At 62.5% G+C, this 19,523-nt stretch carries 22 protein-coding genes and 1 pseudogene; 11 read left to right on the top strand and 12 right to left on the bottom strand.

All coding sequences use genetic code 11. The annotated features are described in order from the left end of the window. Positions 1-9: 9 nt before the first annotated feature. From Thiosp_RS23850 to Thiosp_RS23865, 4 genes are all read right to left on the bottom strand, one after another. Entirely contained in the window at positions 10-507 is a 498-nt protein-coding gene (locus tag Thiosp_RS23850) for a hypothetical protein (RefSeq protein WP_323696743.1), read from the bottom strand. A 58-nt stretch (positions 508-565) separates the two neighbouring features. Then, positions 566-1,701, bottom strand: a protein-coding gene (locus tag Thiosp_RS23855) for an IS630 family transposase (RefSeq protein ID WP_323696744.1) whose coding sequence is annotated in 2 segments (ribosomal slippage) — positions 566-1,275 and positions 1,275-1,701 — 1,137 coding nt in all. Because the reading frame shifts where the segments join, the coding sequence is not laid out codon by codon here. A gap of 24 nt (positions 1,702-1,725) precedes the next feature. Then, the gene (locus tag Thiosp_RS23860; RefSeq protein WP_323696745.1) at positions 1,726-3,222 is read right to left on the bottom strand and encodes a tetratricopeptide repeat protein; all 1,497 of its coding nucleotides are present in this window, start codon (positions 3,220-3,222) and stop codon (positions 1,726-1,728) included. Between the two features lie 204 nt (positions 3,223-3,426). Beyond that, positions 3,427-3,705 (bottom strand): type II toxin-antitoxin system VapC family toxin, encoded by a 279-nt coding sequence (locus Thiosp_RS23865; protein ID WP_323697139.1) that lies wholly within the window; start codon positions 3,703-3,705, stop codon positions 3,427-3,429. 711 nt (positions 3,706-4,416) lie between these two features. On the opposite strand from Thiosp_RS23865, the gene Thiosp_RS23870 reads away from it, so the two are divergent. From Thiosp_RS23870 to Thiosp_RS23895, 6 genes are all read left to right on the top strand, one after another. Further along, on the top strand, positions 4,417-4,986 hold the full coding sequence (locus Thiosp_RS23870; RefSeq protein WP_323696484.1) for a hypothetical protein: 570 nt from the start codon (positions 4,417-4,419) through the stop codon (positions 4,984-4,986). A gap of 93 nt (positions 4,987-5,079) precedes the next feature. Beyond that, a complete protein-coding gene (locus Thiosp_RS23875; protein ID WP_323696457.1) occupies positions 5,080-6,537 on the top strand; it encodes a DDE-type integrase/transposase/recombinase in 1,458 nt (485 codons plus the stop codon). After that, a complete protein-coding gene (locus tag Thiosp_RS23880; RefSeq protein ID WP_323696456.1) occupies positions 6,534-7,385 on the top strand; it encodes an ExeA family protein in 852 nt (283 codons plus the stop codon). The genes Thiosp_RS23875 and Thiosp_RS23880 overlap by 4 nt, the downstream gene beginning before the upstream one ends. Continuing rightward, positions 7,385-8,194, top strand: coding sequence for a DNA-primase RepB domain-containing protein (locus Thiosp_RS23885; protein ID WP_323696455.1), 810 nt, complete (start codon positions 7,385-7,387; stop codon positions 8,192-8,194). Before Thiosp_RS23880 ends, Thiosp_RS23885 begins: the two co-directional genes overlap by 1 nt. 306 nt (positions 8,195-8,500) lie before the next feature. Next, positions 8,501-9,193, top strand: a complete 693-nt coding sequence (locus Thiosp_RS23890) for a tetratricopeptide repeat protein (RefSeq protein WP_201067332.1) — start codon at positions 8,501-8,503, stop codon at positions 9,191-9,193. Then, on the top strand, positions 9,142-10,488 hold the full coding sequence (locus Thiosp_RS23895; RefSeq protein ID WP_201067331.1) for a tetratricopeptide repeat-containing sulfotransferase family protein: 1,347 nt from the start codon (positions 9,142-9,144) through the stop codon (positions 10,486-10,488). Before Thiosp_RS23890 ends, Thiosp_RS23895 begins: the two co-directional genes overlap by 52 nt. A gap of 18 nt (positions 10,489-10,506) precedes the next feature. On the opposite strand, the gene Thiosp_RS23900 is transcribed toward Thiosp_RS23895, so the two are convergent. Together Thiosp_RS23900 and Thiosp_RS23905 are read right to left on the bottom strand one after the other, a co-directional pair. Next, a complete protein-coding gene (locus tag Thiosp_RS23900) occupies positions 10,507-11,064 on the bottom strand; it encodes a hypothetical protein (protein ID WP_201067330.1) in 558 nt (185 codons plus the stop codon). Positions 11,065-11,100: 36 nt separating this feature from the next. Beyond that, positions 11,101-11,514 carry a methyltransferase regulatory domain-containing protein gene (locus Thiosp_RS23905; protein ID WP_201067329.1) on the bottom strand — a complete coding sequence of 138 codons (414 nt, stop codon included), beginning with the start codon at positions 11,512-11,514 and terminating at the stop codon, positions 11,101-11,103. A 15-nt stretch (positions 11,515-11,529) separates the two neighbouring features. Between Thiosp_RS23905 and Thiosp_RS23910 the strand changes: the two genes are divergently transcribed. Both Thiosp_RS23910 and Thiosp_RS23915 read left to right on the top strand, forming a co-directional pair. After that, positions 11,530-11,658 carry a hypothetical protein gene (locus Thiosp_RS23910; RefSeq protein ID WP_274607939.1) on the top strand — a complete coding sequence of 43 codons (129 nt, stop codon included), beginning with the start codon at positions 11,530-11,532 and terminating at the stop codon, positions 11,656-11,658. Positions 11,659-11,742: 84 nt separating this feature from the next. Then, positions 11,743-12,075, top strand: coding sequence for a hypothetical protein (locus tag Thiosp_RS23915; protein WP_201067327.1), 333 nt, complete (start codon positions 11,743-11,745; stop codon positions 12,073-12,075). 1 nt (position 12,076) lies between these two features. Here the strand turns inward: Thiosp_RS23915 and Thiosp_RS23920 are convergent, their stop codons facing one another. Beyond that, positions 12,077-12,931 (bottom strand): hypothetical protein, encoded by an 855-nt coding sequence (locus Thiosp_RS23920; RefSeq protein ID WP_323696746.1) that lies wholly within the window; start codon positions 12,929-12,931, stop codon positions 12,077-12,079. A 300-nt stretch (positions 12,932-13,231) separates the two neighbouring features. Between Thiosp_RS23920 and Thiosp_RS24910 the strand changes: the two are divergent. Further along, positions 13,232-14,326: pseudogene (locus Thiosp_RS24910) on the top strand (recombinase family protein); the annotation flags it as partial. A gap of 594 nt (positions 14,327-14,920) precedes the next feature. On the opposite strand, the gene Thiosp_RS24915 reads toward Thiosp_RS24910, so the two are convergent. From Thiosp_RS24915 to Thiosp_RS23940, 4 genes are read right to left on the bottom strand one after another with little or no spacing between them, the layout of a single operon-like run. Then, the gene (locus Thiosp_RS24915) at positions 14,921-15,241 is read right to left on the bottom strand and encodes a sulfotransferase (protein WP_201066842.1); all 321 of its coding nucleotides are present in this window, start codon (positions 15,239-15,241) and stop codon (positions 14,921-14,923) included. Continuing rightward, complete coding sequence (locus tag Thiosp_RS23930) at positions 15,198-16,457, bottom strand: tetratricopeptide repeat-containing sulfotransferase family protein (protein WP_201066838.1); 1,260 nt, start codon at positions 16,455-16,457, stop codon at positions 15,198-15,200. Before Thiosp_RS23930 ends, Thiosp_RS24915 begins: the two co-directional genes overlap by 44 nt. A 54-nt stretch (positions 16,458-16,511) precedes the next feature. Next, positions 16,512-16,859 carry a type II toxin-antitoxin system RelE/ParE family toxin gene (locus tag Thiosp_RS23935; protein WP_207188059.1) on the bottom strand — a complete coding sequence of 116 codons (348 nt, stop codon included), beginning with the start codon at positions 16,857-16,859 and terminating at the stop codon, positions 16,512-16,514. Then, complete coding sequence (locus Thiosp_RS23940) at positions 16,856-17,179, bottom strand: type II toxin-antitoxin system ParD family antitoxin (protein WP_242518573.1); 324 nt, start codon at positions 17,177-17,179, stop codon at positions 16,856-16,858. Before Thiosp_RS23940 ends, Thiosp_RS23935 begins: the two co-directional genes overlap by 4 nt. A gap of 67 nt (positions 17,180-17,246) precedes the next feature. Here Thiosp_RS23940 and Thiosp_RS23945 point away from each other — a divergent pair, with 67 nt between their 5' ends. Both Thiosp_RS23945 and Thiosp_RS23950 read left to right on the top strand, forming a co-directional pair. Next, complete coding sequence (locus tag Thiosp_RS23945; protein WP_242518571.1) at positions 17,247-17,648, top strand: hypothetical protein; 402 nt, start codon at positions 17,247-17,249, stop codon at positions 17,646-17,648. After that, positions 17,617-18,285 (top strand): integrase core domain-containing protein, encoded by a 669-nt coding sequence (locus tag Thiosp_RS23950; protein ID WP_323696748.1) that lies wholly within the window; start codon positions 17,617-17,619, stop codon positions 18,283-18,285. Before Thiosp_RS23945 ends, Thiosp_RS23950 begins: the two co-directional genes overlap by 32 nt. A gap of 275 nt (positions 18,286-18,560) precedes the next feature. Here the strand turns inward: Thiosp_RS23950 and Thiosp_RS23955 are convergent, their stop codons facing one another. After that, positions 18,561-19,466, bottom strand: coding sequence for an RpnC/YadD family protein (locus Thiosp_RS23955; RefSeq protein WP_201067325.1), 906 nt, complete (start codon positions 19,464-19,466; stop codon positions 18,561-18,563). Positions 19,467-19,523 lie beyond the last annotated feature (57 nt).

Here is a 19,523-nt window from a genome sequence, read left to right on the forward strand (position 1 = left end):
ATGGCGCCGCTAACCGCGCACCCAGGCGTCGGCCTGAACTTGTCCCTGTGCGCTCGGTGCTAAGCCGAGCCAATCAATGAGCCGTTTGCGTGAGGCAGGGTCCTGGCGAAAGCGCTCGAAATTCAGCATCAGTGCGTCATCAGGCTGGGCGAGGAGGTGTTCGAAGATGGCCTGATAGAGTCTGCTCGCGCCTGCGGCGCCGTAGGGCGCCCCCCAACCACGGCGCTGTCGCGATGTTTCGATGGCGCTGAACGGGCGCATCATGATCAGCCAGCGGGGGTTACAGATGGCGGCCATCTCAGGCATCACGAAGGCCAGCAGGGGATGTTTCAGAACCAGCTGTGTGCTGCCGTTGGATCTGGCTTGCGCGCATTGGTCCTGCCACCATGACTGAAACCAGTCGGCAAACCCCTCGCCGCGCTGCGCACGGCGGCACAACTGCTGCTCATCCACCGCCTCAAGCAAAGCCGCGCGCAAGGCGGTGGGCTCGTAGCTGCTCGGCGTCATGGGGTCATTGAGTTGCAGATGCGGTGGGCAGCTGTAGGCACCCAGGCGCTCTAATACCTCATTTCAGCTTAACTTGCGGATATAAGTGCTTCAACTTCACACGCGCTTTGTCGTTGGTGAATTGCCAGTCGACGCCGATTTGGGCCTCGTTGCGTTGTTCTGCCCAGGCGGCGGTTTCGCGGCGAAGCGTTTCGATATCGCCGATGCGGCGGTCTAGGCACTGCTTGGTCATGACACTGAGTTCGATTTCGGCAATGTCCAACCAGCTGCCGTGCTTTGGGGTGTAGTGGATTTCCAAGCGCTCGATCAACCGCCGCGCTTCCTCAGGTGGGAAGGCTTTGTACAGAGAGGCGGGCGTATGCGTATTGAGGTTGTCCCAGACGATAACGACTTTCTCGGCTTCGGGATAGTCCACGTCCAGCAATGTCTTGATTTCTTGGGCTAAATCGATCGCGGTTTTGGTTTCGCGCACACTGACTTTGCGCCATTGCCCCAAGGGTTCTGTGATCATGAAGTTCACCGCCGTACCGGCGCGCTCATATTCATAATCGTAGCGTTCGGGTTGGCCCGGTTGCATCGGCAGGGGCTGGCGTGTCTCGGCAATCAACTGGGTCGGTTGTTCATCAATGCAGACAACTGGCTTCTTGGGGTCGTAGGGGCGGCGGTAGACCTCCAGGACATCTTCCATTTGCGCCACAAAGGCGGCGTCTTCCCCGGGGGGAATCACCCAGCACTTGCGCCGATGCGGTTGGAGTGCGTTTTTTTTAGTGCGCGCATCACCGTGGGTGCCGAGATGCTCTCAACGACATCCAGTTCCACCAACTTCCCCGCGAGTAAATTCAACGTCCAGCGCGCGTATCCGGGAGGCGGCTCGCTACAGGCAATTTGCACCAACCGCGCCTGCTTTTCCCCATCGAGCAGGGGCTCGCAGCTCGGGTGCTCACGTTGCTTGCGTGAAAGCGCCGCTTCAAATCCTTGTTCGACGAACCGCTCGCGAATGCTGAAGACAGTGCGCGGCGCGCAACCGAACGCCTCAGCGGCTTGTGCATCGCTCCAATTCGCCCCTTCGGCATCGACCTTGAGCAATACATTCGCATGTTTGATCTTCTGCGCCGCCGCTTGCCCTTTGCTCACCAGGTCTTCCAACAAACCACGCTCTTCATCGCTGAGACGGACTACATATTTCTTTGTCATAGCGGTATCTCCTTCTGCAATGCTCTAAGAGATACCACTAGCGGCTTGTTTTCGCAACATAAGCCGAAATAAGGTACTAGATAGCCGGTTAACGCGGTGGTGCCACTGGAGAAGGCGCCTAGCACGCAGCCTCGCGCGCCGCGCGCCGTCGTTGGCCAGTTCGGTGGCGATGCGCACAAAGCCGTCGTCGTCCTCGGCGATCAGCTCCGGCAAGCCCACGGTGGACAGGATGCTGGTCGCATGACGCCCCGGCCAGGTGCCGCCGCGTAGGGTCACCACGGGCACGCCCATCCACAAGGCCTCGATGGTGGTGGTACAGCCCCCGTAGGGCTGGGTATCCAGGGCCACATCAACGCCATTGTAGGCCTCAAACACCGCTCTGCGGGGTGCGCCGCCTTCCAACAGCAGGCGCTCTGGGGCGATGCCGGCGGCGGCGAAGCGCGCATGCAGGTTGCGCTGCTGCAGGGGATCATCCAGGGAGCGATACTTGAGCCGCAGGCGGGCCTCGGGGTTGGCGGCCAACACTCTTGACCAGAGCGCGATGGTCCGCGCCGAGAACTTGGTCGGGTTGCTGAAGCTGCCAAAGACGACGACGTCGGGCTCGGGGGGGGCGCGCGCCGCCGAGAGGATCGCACCATCGGCACGGGCTTCACGGTAATGCAACGTCAGCAGTCGGTTACTATGGGTTCCTGGATGCTGCGGGACGATACGCAAGGCCTGCTCATAGGCCTGCAGGGCGTCATCGAAACGCCCGAGGTCCTTAAGAGCATTGCCCCGGTTGAAGTGCGCCTGGGCATCATCGGGCTTAAGCGCCAAGGCTTGGTCATAAGCCTGTAGGGCCTCCTCCAAGCGCAAGAGGGCTTGCAACATGACACCGTGGTTGCAGTGATAGGCCGGAACTTGATCATTGTTGCGAATCGCGCGGCGAATGAGTGCCTCGGCGCCGGCGGGGTCGCCGCGCTGGTACAGAACCAACCCCAGACGATGCAGGGCCTCGGCGTGTGCGGGGTTCTGGGCGATGAGTTGCCGGTAGCCTGCTTCGGCTGTCTGCAGATCACCACTTTGATGCGCTTGCATAGCCTGCTGATAGCGCTCGCCTGGCGCGTTTATGGAGCTGTCAGCTCGCTGGTGCACCGCGAGGTATTCTCGCAGCCTTTGGACACCGCCTTCATCCAGAGCGCTGCTCTGCGCTTGGGCGACCAGGGATTGCGCCTCGTCGGGGCGTGCGCAGCGCACCAAGGCATCGGCACTGCTGAGCCAGTATTGGGTGACCGCGGGATTGCCCGCGCGTGCCGTCTCAAACAGCGCAAGCGCAGCAGCGATCTGATTCACGGAAACGGCCAGCACGCCAAGGTTGTGGTTCGCGTCGGGATGCTTGGGCTGTACCTGCAAAATGGCCCGATACAATCGCTTGGCATCCTGGAGCTGGCCGGCGCGATGATGCGCTACCGCCTGGTTTAGCGCCTCCGGGATCGGGATCTGCTGATTGGAACTGGGTGTTGTTTCACGCGGGTGATTCATCGTGGTTCTTGCTCGTGTTCACGACACGCGCAGCGGCCCTACACCACCCCCAACGCCTTCAACATCGGCAGCTGCTTGGCCGCGAACGCCTCGGCCTGTCGGGCCAACTCGGCGAGATGGTCAGGTCCGAGTCCCCGATTCGCAGGTCAGTAGATTTTTGACGATTGCCGACTGCGCGTCCTTGCCGGGATGATCCAACGGACATCAATCCGCTGGAAGGGAAATACACCCAGGATGAATCGTTTTCAGGGAATTGAAATGCGGATCGGTTGTGATGAAGCGTTCGCAACCGTGATACCTGGCGATTGCTACATGGACGGCATCCATCGCCTTCAACCCTTCGACACGCGCCAACTCCAACGCATCAACGAACACTGACGCTGGAATACGCAAGGCGTGATTGGCGTCAAGCAGGCCAAGATACAGATCGAGCAGTTCATTCTGCTTCAAGCGCGGCGGTCTAATCAGCACCTCTAGCCGCACGGCGTCGGACGCGCACAATTCCCAACCATCCTCTGCCAGGGCCGCAAGTGCAGCGCGAATCGGTGGTCGATATTGGTCCTACCCTTCAACCAGGGTAATCCAGACACAGGCATCGACATAGGCGAGTTTCATCTCGACTCGCGAAAGTCGTGCAATGCATCGAGTATTTCTCGGTGACTGCGACGTGGAACATCAACCACGTCGACCTTGTCGATCATGGCGGACAAAGCACGCCACTGCGGCGACGATTGGCTTACCCTATCCTCAATGCTGATACGCACATACCGTCCGCGATACCGATCCGGGACCCGTACCGTTAGCACACCCTCTTGCGAGACCTCAGCTTCAATCTGCATGGGGAAACCTCTGATTGGCATATTCATTCAGAGAAAACTCAACAGGTTTTCTATGGGTGGTTCGGGGTATTGATCACCATGGCGAAAGTGTAGCGGATTGTGCGGCTGCGGGCACAGCCGCTCGCGGCGCCGAGTGCCCCACAAAAAAGCCCCGAGGCGCGAACCTCAGGGGCCGAACGGTGAAACCTGCAGCAGCCAGGGCAGTTTGATGAGCCTGAGCAGACTATTTGCGGGAATCGGCCGCGATTCTGAGCAAATTCAGTGAGGGAAAACAAAAAACCCCCTCAAACAACTTGACGCAAGTTGCCCGAGAGGGCTGTCTCCGAATTTCGCCAAAAACCAGGAGACAGTCCCAGTGTGTCACGCCTTTCTTGCCGACACGAACTTTTACCACCTGCTCACCCGGATCGACGAGTCGATTGCCGAGGAAGTCCGCGCGGGCGGCTGTGACTGCGGTGGTGCGTTGCACAGCGCCCGTTATCCGCGTAAGCCCCGAGGTGTTGTGCGTGGCGTCTTGGATGAGAGCTACCAGAGCCGTCTGAGTTTCTGCTGTGCCGCGGACGGGTGCCGGCGGCGCAGCACCCCGCCTTCCGTTCGGTTTCTGGGCCGCAAGGTCTATCTCGGGGTCATCGTCGTGCTGATTTCCGCCCTGCATTGCGGGCTGAGCGCATCGCGTCGCCAGCGCTTGATCAAGACGCTCGGTGTCACCGTCCAAACCCTGCGGCGGTGGCAGCACTGGTGGCGTGAGCAGTTTGTGCAAACCCGCTGCTTTCGATCCTTGGCTGGTCTGTTGATGCCGCCGATCGCCACCGAGCACCTGCCAGGATCCCTGCTGGAAAAATTGAGCGCAAAAGCGTTGTCCGAGCGCGTCGTGCAACTGCTGATATTGATCGCCCCGAGCACGACAGCGACAGGCTCGCTGTAGGGCAACGCCAACCCGCAGAAGACCTCATCGCGCCGCTGGGCGGCGCCTTCTAGACTCCCGGTGATGTGTGAAACAACTGGGAGGTGAAGACGAATGTCCGATGACAACGGCCTCGGTGATCCCGATGGTTGGGCGCGGTTGCGCTTTGCCATTATTGGTCCTTTATTGGCTGATCCTGCGCCGGCGAACGCGCTGGGCGCGCGGCTGAAGGCGCTAGCGGCCAAGTCATGGCGTCATCCGGTGACTGGGCGGGCGGTCAGTTTTAGCTTTGGGACCTTGGAGCGCTGGTATTACCTCGCACGCGATGCCCAAGACCCGGTGACCGCACTGCGCCCGCGCCGGCGCAGCGATGCCGGGGAGCAGCGCGCGCTGAGCCCGCGCCTGATGGAGGCCGTACAGGCGCAATACCGCGACTACCCCGGTTGGACGGTGCAGCTGCATTACGACAACCTCGCCGCCTTGTGCGCGGGCGATGAAACCCTGGGGCCGCTGCCCTCCTATGCCACCGTGCGCCGCTTCATGAAGCGCGCGGGCCTGCACCGCCGGCGTGTCCCGGCGCGCAAGACACCCGGGGCCGAGCAGGCCGCGCGGCGCCTGGAGGCCTGCGAGGTGCGCAGCTATGAAGCCCAGTATGTCCATGCCTTGTGGCATCTGGACTTTCATCATGGCTCGCGCAACGTCCTCACCCGGGGTGGCGTCTGGGTCAAGCCCCTGCTGCTGGCGGTCATCGACGATCACTCGCGCCTGATCTGCCATCTGCAGTGGTACCTCGATGAGACCACCGAGACCTTGGTGCATGGTCTGGGACAGGCGTTGCACAAGCGCGGGCTGCCGCGCGCCCTGATGAGCGATAACGGCGCGGCAATGCAGGCCGAGGAATTCACCGCCGGATTGCATGCGCTGGGCATCCTCCACGAGCCGACCCTGCCGTACAGCCCGTATCAGAACGCCAAGCAGGAGCGCTTCTGGGCCACGCTGGAAGGCCGCCTGATGGCGATGCTTAAGGGGCTGGAGGAGCTGAGCCTGCAGCGGCTCAACACCCTCACTCAGGCGTGGGTGGAGCAGGAGTACCACCGCAAGGTCCACAGTGAGACCGCCGCCACGCCGCTTGCGCGTCTTCTCGATGCGCCCAACGTGGGGCGCCCCTGTCCGGACAGCGAGCAGGTCCGCGCCGCTTTTCGTTGTCGCGTCCAACGCCGTCAGCGCCGCAGCGATGGGACGCTCAGCCTGGCGGGCAAGCGCTTCGAGGTGCCGGCGCGCTTGCGTCACCTTGAGCAACTGCATATCGCTTATGCCCGCTGGGATCTGAGTGCTGTGGACGTGGTTGATCCCCACTCGGGCGCCATCCTCTGCCGCCTCTATCCCCTCGATAAAGCCGCCAATGCCTCCGGGCAGCGTCGGCGCCTTGAGCCCGCCGGCGCACCGCCACCGCCATCACAACGCGCCACGACGCTGCCACCGTTGCTGCGCGACTTGCTCGCCGAGTATGCCGCCACCGGTCTGCCGCCGGCCTATCTGCCAAAACACGATGACCTGGAATCCAGTCGATGAACAAGACCCTGCTGGCCCTCTATGGACTGAAGTTCAATCCGTTCTCCCCGGAGCTGCCGACGGCGGCACTGCATCGCAGCGCGCCGGTGGAGCAGTTTTGCTGGCGCATCGAGCAGAGCCTGATCCGCGAAGGCGGTTTTGCGCTCATTCAAGGTGATCCGGGTACCGGCAAGAGTGCGGTACTGCGCCTGCTCGATGAGCGTCTGCGCCAGCTGCCCGATATCAGCGTTGGGGCGCTCACGCATCCCAGCTCGAAGGTGGCGGACTTCTACCGCGAGATGGGCGATCTGTTCGCCGTTGACCTCAAGCCCCATAACCGCTGGGGTGGCTTCAAGATCCTGCGCGAGCGCTGGCTGGCGCATCTGGAGACGACGCTGTTGCGCCCGGTGTTGCTCATCGACGAGGCGCAGGAGATGCATCCGACGGTGCTCAATGAGCTGCGTCTGCTGACCTCCATGCAGTTCGATTCGCGCACGTTGTTGAGCGTGATCCTGGCCGGCGATGGCCGCCTGGCGACCAAGCTGCGCCGTGAGGAGTTGCTGCCGCTGGGCAGTCGTATCCGTACGCGCCTGAGTATGGAGTATGCCAGTCGCGAGGCGCTGGTCGCCTGCCTGGAGCATTTACAACACAGTGCCGGCAATGCGAGTCTGATGAGCGCAGGGCTGATGAAGACGCTCGCTGAGCATGCGTTGGGCAATTATCGCGTGCTTACGACCATGGCGGCAGAATTGCTGGCGCAGGCTGCTCGGCTCGAACGCGCGCAGCTCGATGAACAACTCTACCTTGAGGTGTTTGGTTCAGCGGCGGGCAACGCCCGCCAACGCCCGAGTGCCAGGGCGGGCGCCTGATGAGCCGCTTGAGCGCTGAGCGCCCGCACCAGGCCATGACAGCGGCAAGACACACCGCCGTGATGCTTGAGGCATGGCACGACGCTGGCATCGTGCGTGCCGATTTGGCGGTGCGCACCGCCAAGGCGACGATGCTGTGGTTCCATGATCGCTCTTTGGATCAGCTTCCGTTGGGGCTGGCCAGAGCGCGCAATGTCCAACAGGCCGATATTTATATCCGTCCAGCCCGCGGCTATCCCTGGCCAATGGTGTTTCTCGATGATGTCGCACGGCCGATGGCGCAGCGCATCGCTCGGCACTATGCGGCCCTGGTGGTGCAGACTTCGACGCTCGGGGGCTGCCACCTGTGGCTACGGCTGACCCGCGCGCTCGATGAGGCGCAGCGCTGTGATGTGCAGCGTTGGCTGATCCCGCGCGTTGGCGCCGATCCGGGCTCGGTCTCCGGTGAGCACCTCGGTCGGCTCGCCGGGATGAAGAATGCCAAGCGTGGCGGGGAGTGGGTCAATGTCCTTCGGCGACCAAGCCCGCAGGAGCGCGTCTGGGATCCAACTCCGGCCTTGCCAACGATGGCTCCGGCTCCGCCGCCAGTCGTCAACTGCGCTCCACGGGCGCGCTTATCCACCGGGGATCCGTCCGAATCCGCCCGCGAATGGGGCTGGGTCTGCGGCGCTCTTGAGGCGGGCCTTGCACCGACCACGGTCTACCAGCGCTTGCTCGAGCGCGCGTCCCCGCGTCGCGGAGCCGATGCCGAGCGCTATGCCCGCTACACCCTCGCTCGCGCCATTCGCCAGAGCGCTAGAGGCAACTGAACCCGCTGCGTCTCTCCCCCCTCAGGGGGGGAGCGTGGTTCACGATTCCGGCTTCCCGCTGTCGGCCAGTAACGGCCCCCGTGATCCCACACGCATTCCATGTCCTTCAAATGGCTTGGAAATGGGTCCCGCAATTATCGTGATTACGCTCAGTTTGAGAGCGACTGCGGGTGGCAAATCCCGCTCGCCTTTCCCGAGATGCCTTAAAATAGCCCCATCAGCAAGGCTAAAGCGCACGACTTGAGGCTTGCCCGATTTTTTTCCCTCTACAGTGCTCATGAGTGAGCACATCAAGAGTCTTTTGCGATGCATCCAGCCACTCAGCCGCAACCACCACAGGGTACGCAGCTCACCCTCGAAGAGGCTTTGCCGCAAGCGGTTGAACACCATCGCGCTGGCCGACTTCAGGCCGCCGAGCAACTCTATCGCGCCATCTTGCAGGCGCAGCCCGAGCATCCCGATGCCAATCACAACCTGGGCGTGCTTGCGGTGTCGGTGGGCCGGGTGGAAGCGGCACTGCCGCTGTTTGAAGCGGCGCGCCGGGCCAATCCGCACATCGCGCAGTTCTGGCTCAGCAGCGCCGATGCGCTGGTGCGCTGTGGGCGGGAATCAGAGCTCTCCGCCTTGCTCGAGGCAGCCCGATCGGCGGGCCTGGGTGAAGACGGGCTCGGGCAGTTGGCTCAGCAGATTGACAGCTCAGGGGCGCAGAACATCCATCATGGCCGAACAAGCGCACAGCTCGAGGCGCGTCAGGATGAGAAGGCCAAGCCGTCGCGCTTCAGCCAACGCTGGCAGGCGAAAAACGCAACAAGAAAGCCAAATCACGGTCGGGCATCACGGCAGCGCAAGGACCTGGACACCGCGACGCCATCAACCGGCTTTTCGCACCGGCCACAAGCGCCTTTCAGCGCGGCGACCTTCAGACGGCAGAGGGGGACTGCCGCACGTTGCTCTCCCAACACCCCGAGCATCCCGATGCCCTCCACGTGCTGGGGCTGATCATGTATCAGCGCGGCGATTTGGTCCAAGCCGAGGCGCTGATCCGCCGCGCGATTGCGCAGAACGATCAGGTTGCCGCCTACCATTGCCATTACGGTGTTGTCTTAAGAGCTTTGGCGCGCCTCAAAGAGGCACTTGTCGCCTGTGAGCAGGCGTTGCGCCTGAAGCCGGAGTTTGCCGAGGCTTACTCGAATCGCGGCATGATGCAGAAAGACGCCGGATATATCGATGCCGCCCTGCGCGATTTAAGGCGGGCGTTGGAACTCCGCCCAACTGAGCCGAGAGCCCTGGCTGGCTATTGCTGCGAGCAGCGCGTCGCACCCGATCATCCAGCGGTGGACATCCTGGAAGCTGCTCTGGCGAAGCCTTGGGTGAGAGAGAAAGACGCGCAGTATTACCATTTCGCGCTTGGCCGACTGTATGCTGATCGCCAAGGCCCCGACGCGGCCTTTACGCATTATCAGCGCGCCCGTGTATTGCGCGCTCGCCGTCATGAGCAACCCTGGAACGCGGAGCAATCCCGGGCGGACTGTCAGGCACTGATCCAGAGGATCACGCCTGCCTTTCTCGCCGCCCGGCGCGACTGGGGCCATCCGAGCACCCGGCCGATCTTCATCGTCGGCATGCCGCGTTCGGGCACCAGTCTGACCGAGCAGATTCTGGCCAGTCATTCGCAGGTGCATGGCGCCGGCGAATTGGCAGCGCTCTCCGAGTTGGCGCAGCGCGTGCAGCCGCAATTGACCACGCTGACAGCAACCGCTGCCCAGGCGCTGGCAGAAGACTATCTGGCCGCGCTGCACCAGGCCAACACTACAGCCGCGCGGGTCAGCGACAAGATGCCGCATAATTTCGAGCATCTGTGGCTGGTCGCACTGCTGTTTCCAAACGCCCGGGTGATACATTGCGAGCGCGACCCCATTGCGACCTGCTGGTCGATCTATCGTCACAACTTTGCCAAGGGCCATGGCTACGCCGATGATCTGGTGACCCTGGGTGAGCACTATCGCGACTACCAGAGCCTGATGGCGCATTGGCAACAGGTGTTGCCGATTGAGATTCATCCCCTGCGCTACGACGCCCTGGTCAATGATCCCGAACCCCAGATTCGCGCCCTACTTGCGCACTGCGGGCTTGAGTTTGAGCCGGCCTGCCTGGCTCCCCACCAGACCAAGCGCGCGGTCAAGACTGCCAGTGCTTCGCAGGTCAATCAGCCGATCTACCGCCACGCCGATGACCACTGGCGCGCCTATGAACGCCAGCTAAAGCCCTTGATTGAGGTGTTGCGGCGACCGTAGGCCACTGCCGCGCAGTGACTAAGCCACCGCGCCCAGCGCGCGCAGCCTTGGCAGGGTGGACTCGAGGAAGGGTTGCAGGCGATTGCTCAGTTCGGCGTCTTGTTCGGCGCCGACCGGTACCCTGTTGCCGTCTTTGAGCAGCCCGCGGTTGAGGGCAGCCAGGCGCGTGGTGACGCCGGCCACCAGGGCCGGGAGGTCGGTGGCGCCTTGGTGCAGGGCATCCAGCGCCATCCAATCGATGTCGGCCAGGCTCAGGCCGCTGCCTAACCCGGGCGCGGCGGCCGTGTTGTAGGGCGCCCCGCGCGTCACCAGGTCGGCCACGACCCGGTTGAACCGCTGAGCCGGTTCGGTCACCGGGGCCAGTTGCGCCATACCCACGGCGCCGCTGTGGGCGAGCAGGCTGAGCGCCTCCACCAGGGAGGGAATGTTGAGCGCCGGAAGCGCCTGTTGCAGTTCATCGAGGGTGCGCGGTCCCTCGGCCAGGGCGTCGATCAGCGGGCGGTAGATGGCCTCTTGCCCGGAGAGCTCGCCCAGCGTGGTCTTGAAGGTCAGTTCGATCCGCTCCGCCGGCTGCAACAGTTGGAAGCCGCGCCCGCCCCAGCGGGCCAGGCGCTAGCCGTTCCATAGCGGCGCGGCACCGCGGACGAAGACATCGCGGCGAAAGCTTTGGTTAATCAGCAGGTCTTTGTACAACTCACGCAGCGCCGGGTCGGGGGCACGCTCGAGTTGCTCGCGCATCGCGGGCGGCAGCGCGGAATCGAAGTTCTCCGGCAGGGTGGCGCTGGCCAGGTAGGTGAGCTTGCCGAGCGCTGCTTCGTGCATCACGTCGGTGCAGTAAAACAGGGTCCAGGCGCCGTTGAAGGATTCGTGATAGAGATAATTCACCTGGTCCTTGGGGTGCTTTTGCAGTTGCTCCAGGCGCGCGCCGAGTCCGGGTTGGGTGTTGAACACATGCGCGCCGGCCTCGCGCAGGCCTTGCAGGGCGGCCAGGGCGCTCTCGAAATCCCCGAGCGCACGATCGGGCATGGCAAGACGGGCATCGTGGGGGTTTTCAACCAATACCATTACCGCGCTGAGACGCGCGCCGCTTTGGAGCAATGGGAGCGCGCCCTGCTCGGGCTGGTGGGCTTGCCGGCCGCCACCGCGGTGAGCTTCCCCATGGCTGCCTAGGCGCATGCGACAAGGGCTGTCAAACAGCTGTTTTACACTAGGGTTTGACAGCGGTTTTACCGCTGTTTAACCGGGATTAAACAGGTGTCTAACAGGGGCAAGACCATGTATTGCGTGCGCGCCACGGCGGGCTTTAAGGATCGGGTGGCGGCCTTGTGCCAGCCCGGGGAGACGCAGGCGCAGCTGCTGGAGCGTCTGGTCAGTGCGGCAGAAGCGCCGTCGCGGGCGGTGTGCCTGCCCGGGTGGGCTTGGCCTGGCTCGGGCGGGAGGCGCGTTAGCCATGGGCTGGTGCCGCCGGCGGTGTGCCTGCGCGTGCGCTTCCTCGCCCGTGCTAATCCACCCCCGTCCAGCGCGGCGCTGGCTGCGGCGGTGGCGCTGCCGGAGATGACTGTGCGCGAGATTCTCGGGACTGATTGAGTCAGTGAAAAATCGTCTCGGGGGTCTCGGCGGTAAGGATGCGATCGAGCCAGGTTTCCAGTTGCTCAAGCTCAGCCGCTTCAATGAGCGCGCGATGTGCCTGCGCGGCCTCGGGGCCAAATTTTTGATCAAGCAAGCGAAGGATTGTCCGGGCTTCGCCCTGCTGCAAACCCTGCTGCAAACCCTGCTGCACTCCCTGTTGCAAACCCTGTTCAATAAAACGATCAGCAAACGCGCTCATGGTCTCGATCTCCTCGGCATAGTGTTGCTGGTAGCGCTGGCGTTCATTCTCATCAAGAGCGGCATAGATGTCGACGAAGTCGAGGTATTTGATCTGCCGCTCGCGGTCGGGTTCCAGCGTGCGCAGGCCGCGCACGGCTTGGGCGTAGACTTCAACCTTCTCCTCGGGCGCATACTGCATGTTGGGCAGGTTCAACCGCGCGACCAGGTTGGGGCTGTCGAAGTAATCGCGCGCCTGGAGCCCGAACAGCGCACAGGCCAGATAGCTGAACTGTAAATAGGCGCGCGTGTCGCTGCCGAGGCTGAGCGTTTCGCGGAAGCCACCGGGGTGCAGGAAGATGACCACCGGCACCACGCGCTCGGTCTGGTAGAGCTCGGAGAGGTCCAGGCAGTAATGGGCCAGGCGATGGATGGAGAAGCGCCCGGGCTCGGTTTCTTCCTCGAAAACAAACAGCAGTGCCTGGCGGCGGCCATCGGGCCATTCGAGCAACAGCGGCACGTCCAACTCCCGAAAGCGCTCGCCGAGGCGCTCTTTGAGCTGCTCCTCGCGCAGCGGCAGAGTGTAGCCGATTCGCTGGATAAGATGGGAGCGACAACGCCACCAACAACGTAGCAAACTCCCGCGTACAATGGGGCCTACGGGTCGCGCGAGCCTGTCTCTCGTGGGGCTTTCAGGGGACGGTGGATGCCGAGATTCGGCTGGTCATTGACGTCCCCACGACGCGGGAGGCTCAGTGATGAAGCGACCACAGCGGGCGTTGTCGGTGCGCATTGCCTTTGAACCGAACCGGTTTTCAGCCGAACGCTTGAGCGAGATCTACGCCCAGCTCAAGCCGACGGAATCACGCCCAATCGAAACGGCTCCTGCTGCGGCAAAGACCGCTCTACCACAGCGCCAACAGCGCCGAGGTGCGCGATGAGCCAGCCCCTGAACGTCGCCCTCTATGCCCGTGTCTCCTCCGATCGCCAGGCCAAGGCCGGCACCATCGACAGCCAGGTTGCGGCGCTGAAAGCGCGCATTGCCAGTGATGGCGAACAGCTTCCCGAAGAGCAGTGTTTCATCGACGCTGGTGTCAGCGGCGCGACCCTCATTCGCCCGCAACTGGAGCGGTTGCGCGATCGCGCGGCCATGGGCTTGATTGATCGGCTCTATGTGCTGGCCCCGGATCGCCTGGCGCGGAAATACGCCCATCAGGCCCTGCTGTTGGAAGAGTTCCAGCAAACCGGTGTCACCGTTGTCTTTCTCAATCATGCCGGCGGTGTGAGCCCGGAAGAAGACCTGTTATTACAGATGCAAGGCATGATTGCCGAATACGAGCGGGCGAAGATCATGGAGCGCAACCGTCGCGGGAAATTGCATGGCGCGCGTCATGGGCGCGTCAATGTGCTTGGCGGCGCGCCTTACGGCTATCGCTATCAGCGCAAGCAACTCGATGGCGCACCGGCGCAGTATGTGATTGATCTGTCCCAAGCGGCCACCGTGCGGCAAATCTTTCATTGGGTTGGCGTGGATCGCTTCAGTATCGGCGAAGTGACCCGCCGGCTTGATGCCGAGGGCATTCCCACCGCCACCGGCAAAGCGCATTGGGACCGCAGTGTGGTGTGGGGAATGCTGCAGAACCCGGCCTATATGGGTCGTGCCGCCTTCGGCAAGACCCAGTCACAGCCGCACCGCCCGCGCGTGCGCCCCGCCCGCCACAGCGCCGAAACGCCCAAGAAGGCCACCTCCGTCGTGCGTACCCCGCGCGCGGACTGGATTGAGATCCCTGTCCCGCCGCTGGTCAGCGAAGCGCTGTTTCTCGCCGTGGGGGAGCAATTGGAGGAGAATCGCCGCCTGGCACGCCAACGCCGGCGCGGCGCGCGCCATCTCCTGCAAGGGCTCATCGTCTGCGGGCACTGCCGCTATGCGTATTATGGCAAGCCTGTCAGCAAAAGCGCGGCCAAAGGTGGACAATGCTATGCCTATTATCGCTGCGTCGGCACCGATGCCTATCGCTTTGGCGGTGAGCGTATTTGCGACAACAAGCAAGTGCGCACCAGCCGGCTCGATGACCTGGTGTGGGAGCAAGTCCTGGCGTTGTTACAACAGCCTGAGCGCTTGCAGCAGGAATATGAACAGCGCCTCAATCGCCTGCAGCAGGCTCATGCGTCGCACACCGATACAGATGTGCTGGAAAAACAGCACCAGCACCTGAAACAAGGGAAATCGCGGCTGATCGATAGCTATACCGAGGGGTTAATCGATAAAAGCGACTTCGATCCCAAAATGGCGCAGCTCAATAGCAAACTCGAGCAACTTCACATTCAGATTGAGACAGCTCGCCAACAAGATGCTGGCCAGGCCGAACTGTTTCTGGTGATCAATCGGCTGGAGGAATTTGCCGCCGCGATTCAGGAACGTTTAACCGGCCTGGATTTCGAGACCAAGCGCGGCATCATTCGCGCGCTTGTCAAGCGTATCGAGATTTACCATGAGGAAATCCTGGTGGTTTTTCGGGTTGATCCCGATCCAAACATCGGCGACCCGGATGACAACGGCACCCCGGAAAAACCATCGGAGCAATCCAATGGAGCTTCAAGTATGCAAGATTGTAAGCGGCGTTCATTACCCGGTGCTTGCGCAAGCCAACACCCCCACCAACGGCCCCAGTTGCGCCTCATACTGCCGCCAGGCGTCAATGGCTCGGGTATAGATCGGCTGGTTGACCTCCCCCGCGCATGCGCCACCAAAGGCGTCAGCTCGGAGACTACCGCGGATCTGGGGCTCGGGGTCGCGGACCAGGGCCTCGTAGGGGATGGGGTGGATGGTCAGCGGCAGCACTTGCTGCCAGTGGGCCATCAGGGTTTGGTAGTCGCGGTAGTGCTCGCCTAATGTGATCAGGTCATCGGCGTAGGCATGACCGGTGGCGAAGTTGTGGCTGTAGATGGACCAAACAGGTGGCGAGCGGGTCGCGCTGGCAGTGCAGCACGGTGGCCTGGGGGAAGAGCAGCGCGATTAGCCACAGGTGCTCAAAGTTGTGCGGCATTTTGTCGGTGACGTGCGGGGCGTCGGGATCGATGCGGGTGAGCCTTTCCAGATAGCGCTCGGCCAGGTGTTGCACCTCGGTGGCGGTCAGGGCTTCAGGGCGGCGGGTCCAGCGCTGGGCCAGGCGGGCGATGTCGGGCAATTCCCCGCCGGCGGCGACGGCGGGGTGGCTGGCGAGGATCTGCTCGGTCAGGGTGTTGCCGGAGCGGGGCATGCCGAGGATGAAGATCGGCCGGGTGCTGGGGTGGCCCCAGTCGCGGCGGGCGGTGAAGAAGTCTTTCGTGCAGGTCTGGCACAGGCGGGTGAGGCGGGCGCGGGCTTGTTGGGTGTCGTAGCGGTGGCGCAGGTGCTCGGCGCGGGCGGCATGGCCGGCCTGGTAGTGATGGAAGGCGGCGTCGGTTTCGTGGCGTTGGTCGTGCAGGGTGGCCAGCGCGAAGTGCAGGTCTTTGCGGCGCACTACATCAAGCCTGGGTTGTTGGAGGGCAGCTTGCAGCGGGGCGAGTGCCGGGTAGTCGGGAGGCAGGCGGCGTTCTTGGATCAGGTTGATCAGGGCTTCGACGTTGTGCGGTTGCAGGGTCAGCGCCCGCTGGTAGTCGGCGCAGGCGGCGTCGATGCGGCCTTGGGCTTTGTGCACACCACCACGGGTGATGGAGAGGGCGGCCTCCTGGGGGAAGCGGGCTAGGGCTTCGTCGCTGGCGGTGAGTGCTGAGTCCAGGCGGTCGAGGCGTTTGAGCAGGACGATGCGCTGGATGTGGCTGGCGATGTCCTCGGGGAGCAGGGCAAGGACCTGGTCGATGGCGGCTAGGGCGTCCTGTAACCGACTGAGCTGGCTCAGGCTATGCGCGCGGCCGCGGTGGGCTTCCGGATAGTTGGGTTGAAGCTGCGCGGCGTGGTCGTAGGCGGCGAGCGCCTCGCGCGGGCGGCCGAGGTCGCCTTGTTGCAGGTGGATCAGCCCGAGCTGGTGCCAGGACTCGGCATGCTGCGGGGCGGCGGTGAGGATAGCTTGGTAGAGCTGGGCAGCGACGGGCAGGTTGCCGGCGCGGTGGTGGGTGGTGGCTTGGGCGAGGGACTCGCGGAGGGTGAGCGTGCGGGAGGCTGACGCGTCAGATGAGGTCAAGCAATCCACGGGATGGTTCAGTCCAATGCCGTCAACGCGACAACTGAAACAGCTTCAGTCAGTCGCTGCAAGCGGGATATGGCGCGCCAAGTCCATGCTGTCGTGCAGGATGCGGATTACTTCAATACATTGATTGTCCTCGTGAGCACGATAGACGATGAAGTGTCGGCCTTTGGGCCGATTGCGCGCGACGTGCAACGTCAGAATATTCGCCCCAAGCTCGGAACGGGCGATACTTCCCTGTGCGCCCGGCCCATCGACCAACACCTTTAAGGCTAAACGCAGCGTCGTGGCATACACCCGCGCTTGCCTTTTGCCAAAATGCTCGGTGGTCCAGCGCAAAATATCGAAGAAGTCGCGCTCGGCTAGCGGAGAAAGGCGCACCTGCCAAGAAAGCCTCATGCGGACGCGATGGCTTCGTCCGCTAATGCGCGCAAATGCGCATCCAGCGCTTCGGCATTATCAAATTCGGTGTAACGCCCCGCCTCGATGTCGGCAATGCCCACCGCCACGGCCTCACGCAAGGCGGCGAGCTTCGCCGCTTGCTCCGCCTCACGCGTTTGCACCAGACGCAGCCCCTCGCGCAGCACTTCACTGGCATTTTGGTACTGGCCGCTGGCGACCATCTGTTCGACAAACTTCGCTTGCACATCCGTCAGCACAACATTGCGCGTGGGCATCGCACGGCTCCCTGAAGCAACAATGATGGCAAATTCTGCCAACTTTCCTTGAATAGCGCAAGTTACCTCGCGTATCCTCCGCCGCTTTTTGCCGACTGGAGGAATCACGATGCCGTGGTGGATACTCCTGCTGGCCTTTGCCAGCGGAGTGATTGTGGGGTTGTTCAGCGTTCGGCGCTACCGGCGCGACCGCGTCGCTTGGGCCAAGCGGCGCTTGCAGCTGAAGGTGCTCTCGCTGGAACTCAAAAGCCTTCGCCAGAAGGTGATCTCAGCCGATGGGCGCGGGACGCCTCCAGCCAAGCGACGGCTGGTGAGGAAGTTGCCTAGGCTCGCGGCCTGGCAGAAATGGCTGATCGCCTGGCTGCGTCGGCCCTTTCCTTGGCTGACGCGTTTTTTGCGGTTCAGCCCGATGACCTTCATCCGCTGGCTGAAAGCCAGGGGACGGCGGCGAGCTTCAGTTCCACATCACCAAAAACACCGTGGCCGGGATTCTGAAAGCCCACGGCTTTGAGCCGCGTCCCAAAGGCAAGCAACCGCCGCGCGAGTCAGAGCCGGGTTGGTTGACCATTCTCTACAACCAATATGTGATGGCCATCGATTTCAAAGTCACCTTGGACTTGGCCGGGAACACGCTTTATATCTTGAATCTGACTGACCACGGACGTCGGGTCTTGCACTGGTCACGCGCGACTTACCATCCCACGGCGGCCTGGGTCGCGCAACAACTGCGCAATGCCTTCATGGATTTGAATGTGCTGCCGGAGGCGATCCTGATGGATCGCGACACCTCCTTTCTACCCATCGTCAAGCAAACCCTGCCGGCCATGGGCATCACGCCGATTCGCATCGGCTACAAGTGTCCCTGGCAGAACGGGATTGTCGAGCGTTTTCACCGTACCCTTGATGAGGATCTGCTGCGCTATGTTCAGCCGCTCAATGATCGCCATTTGAACCGGCTGTTGGTCGAGTTCCGAGCGTACTACAACACCGCCCGCCCGCACATGGCCAATGGTGTCGAGCCGCCAATCTTGCCGGACCTCACCGATAATCCGGCAGCGAACGATCCTGAGTTTTTCAAAACCCCGCGAAAACTGCTCCGCAAGCAGTGGCTTGGCGGGCTGCATAGCAGTTATCGCTGGGCGGCTTAGCACTCTGATCTGAAGCTTGCGGGTCTCGGGTCGCGGATTTCGGCGCCGACAGCCGAGTATGGCTTGCGCCTGGAATTCGGAAATGTGGCCTGGTGCCGAGCCGGAAGCGCGCTTCGAGAACCGATTTCGGGTGACGAACCGCTGTTCGGCCCGCCGCGATGACCTAAAATACGCTTGACAGTAACGCTAAAATACACAGTTCAATGGTCATCGGATTTTTTGACCATTACAGCTGCCGGAGATGACTGTGCGCGAGATTCTCGGGGCCGATTGAGTCAGTGAAAAATCGTCTCGGGGGTCTCGGCGGTAAGGATGCGATCGAGCCAGGTTTCCAGTTGCTCAAGCTCAGCCGTTTCAATGAGCGCGCGATGTGCCTGCGCGGCCTCGGGGCCAAATTTTTGATCAAGCAAGCGAAGGATTGTCCGGGCTTCGCCCTGCTGCAAACCCTGCTGCAAACCCTGCTGCACTCCCTGTTGCAAACCCTGTTCAATAAAACGATCAGCAAACGCGCTCATGGTCTCGATCTCCTCGGCATAGTGTTGCTGGTAGCGCTGGCGTTCATTCTCATCAAGAGCGGCATAGATGTCGACGAAGTCGAGGTATTTGATCTGCCGCTCGCGGTCGGGTTCCAGCGTGCGCAGGCCGCGCACGGCTTGGGCGTAGACTTCAACCTTCTCCTCGGGCGCATACTGCATGTTGGGCAGGTTCAACCGCGCGACCAGGTTGGGGCTGTCGAAGTAATCGCGCGCCTGGAGCCCGAACAGCGCACAGGCCAGATAGCTGAACTGTAAATAGGCGCGCGTGTCGCTGCCGAGGCTGAGCGTTTCGCGGAAGCCACCGGGGTGCAGGAAGATGACCACCGGCACCACGCGCTCGGTCTGGTAGAGCTCGGAGAGGTCCAGGCAGTAATGGGCCAGGCGATGGATGGAGAAGCGCCCGGGCTCGGTTTCTTCCTCGAAAACAAACAGCAGTGCCTGGCGGCGGCCATCGGGCCATTCGAGCAACAGCGGCACGTCCAACTCCCGAAAGCGCTCGCCGAGGCGCTCTTTGAGCTGCTCCTCGCGCAGCGGCAGGATGCGCACCTGATTATCAAGCCGTGCCGCTTCGCTGGCGGCGGCAAACTCGATGGCCTGGCGTGGATAGTCGAGGATGAGGTTTTTGAAGTTCTGGTCGTGGCTCATCAGGGGCTCCCTGACTGCGCGCCGGTGTCGGGTGTTTGGGTGTCGGCTGTCATGCCG

Source organism: Thiorhodovibrio litoralis (genome assembly GCF_033954455.1).
GTDB lineage: Bacteria > Pseudomonadota > Gammaproteobacteria > Chromatiales > Chromatiaceae > Thiorhodovibrio > Thiorhodovibrio litoralis.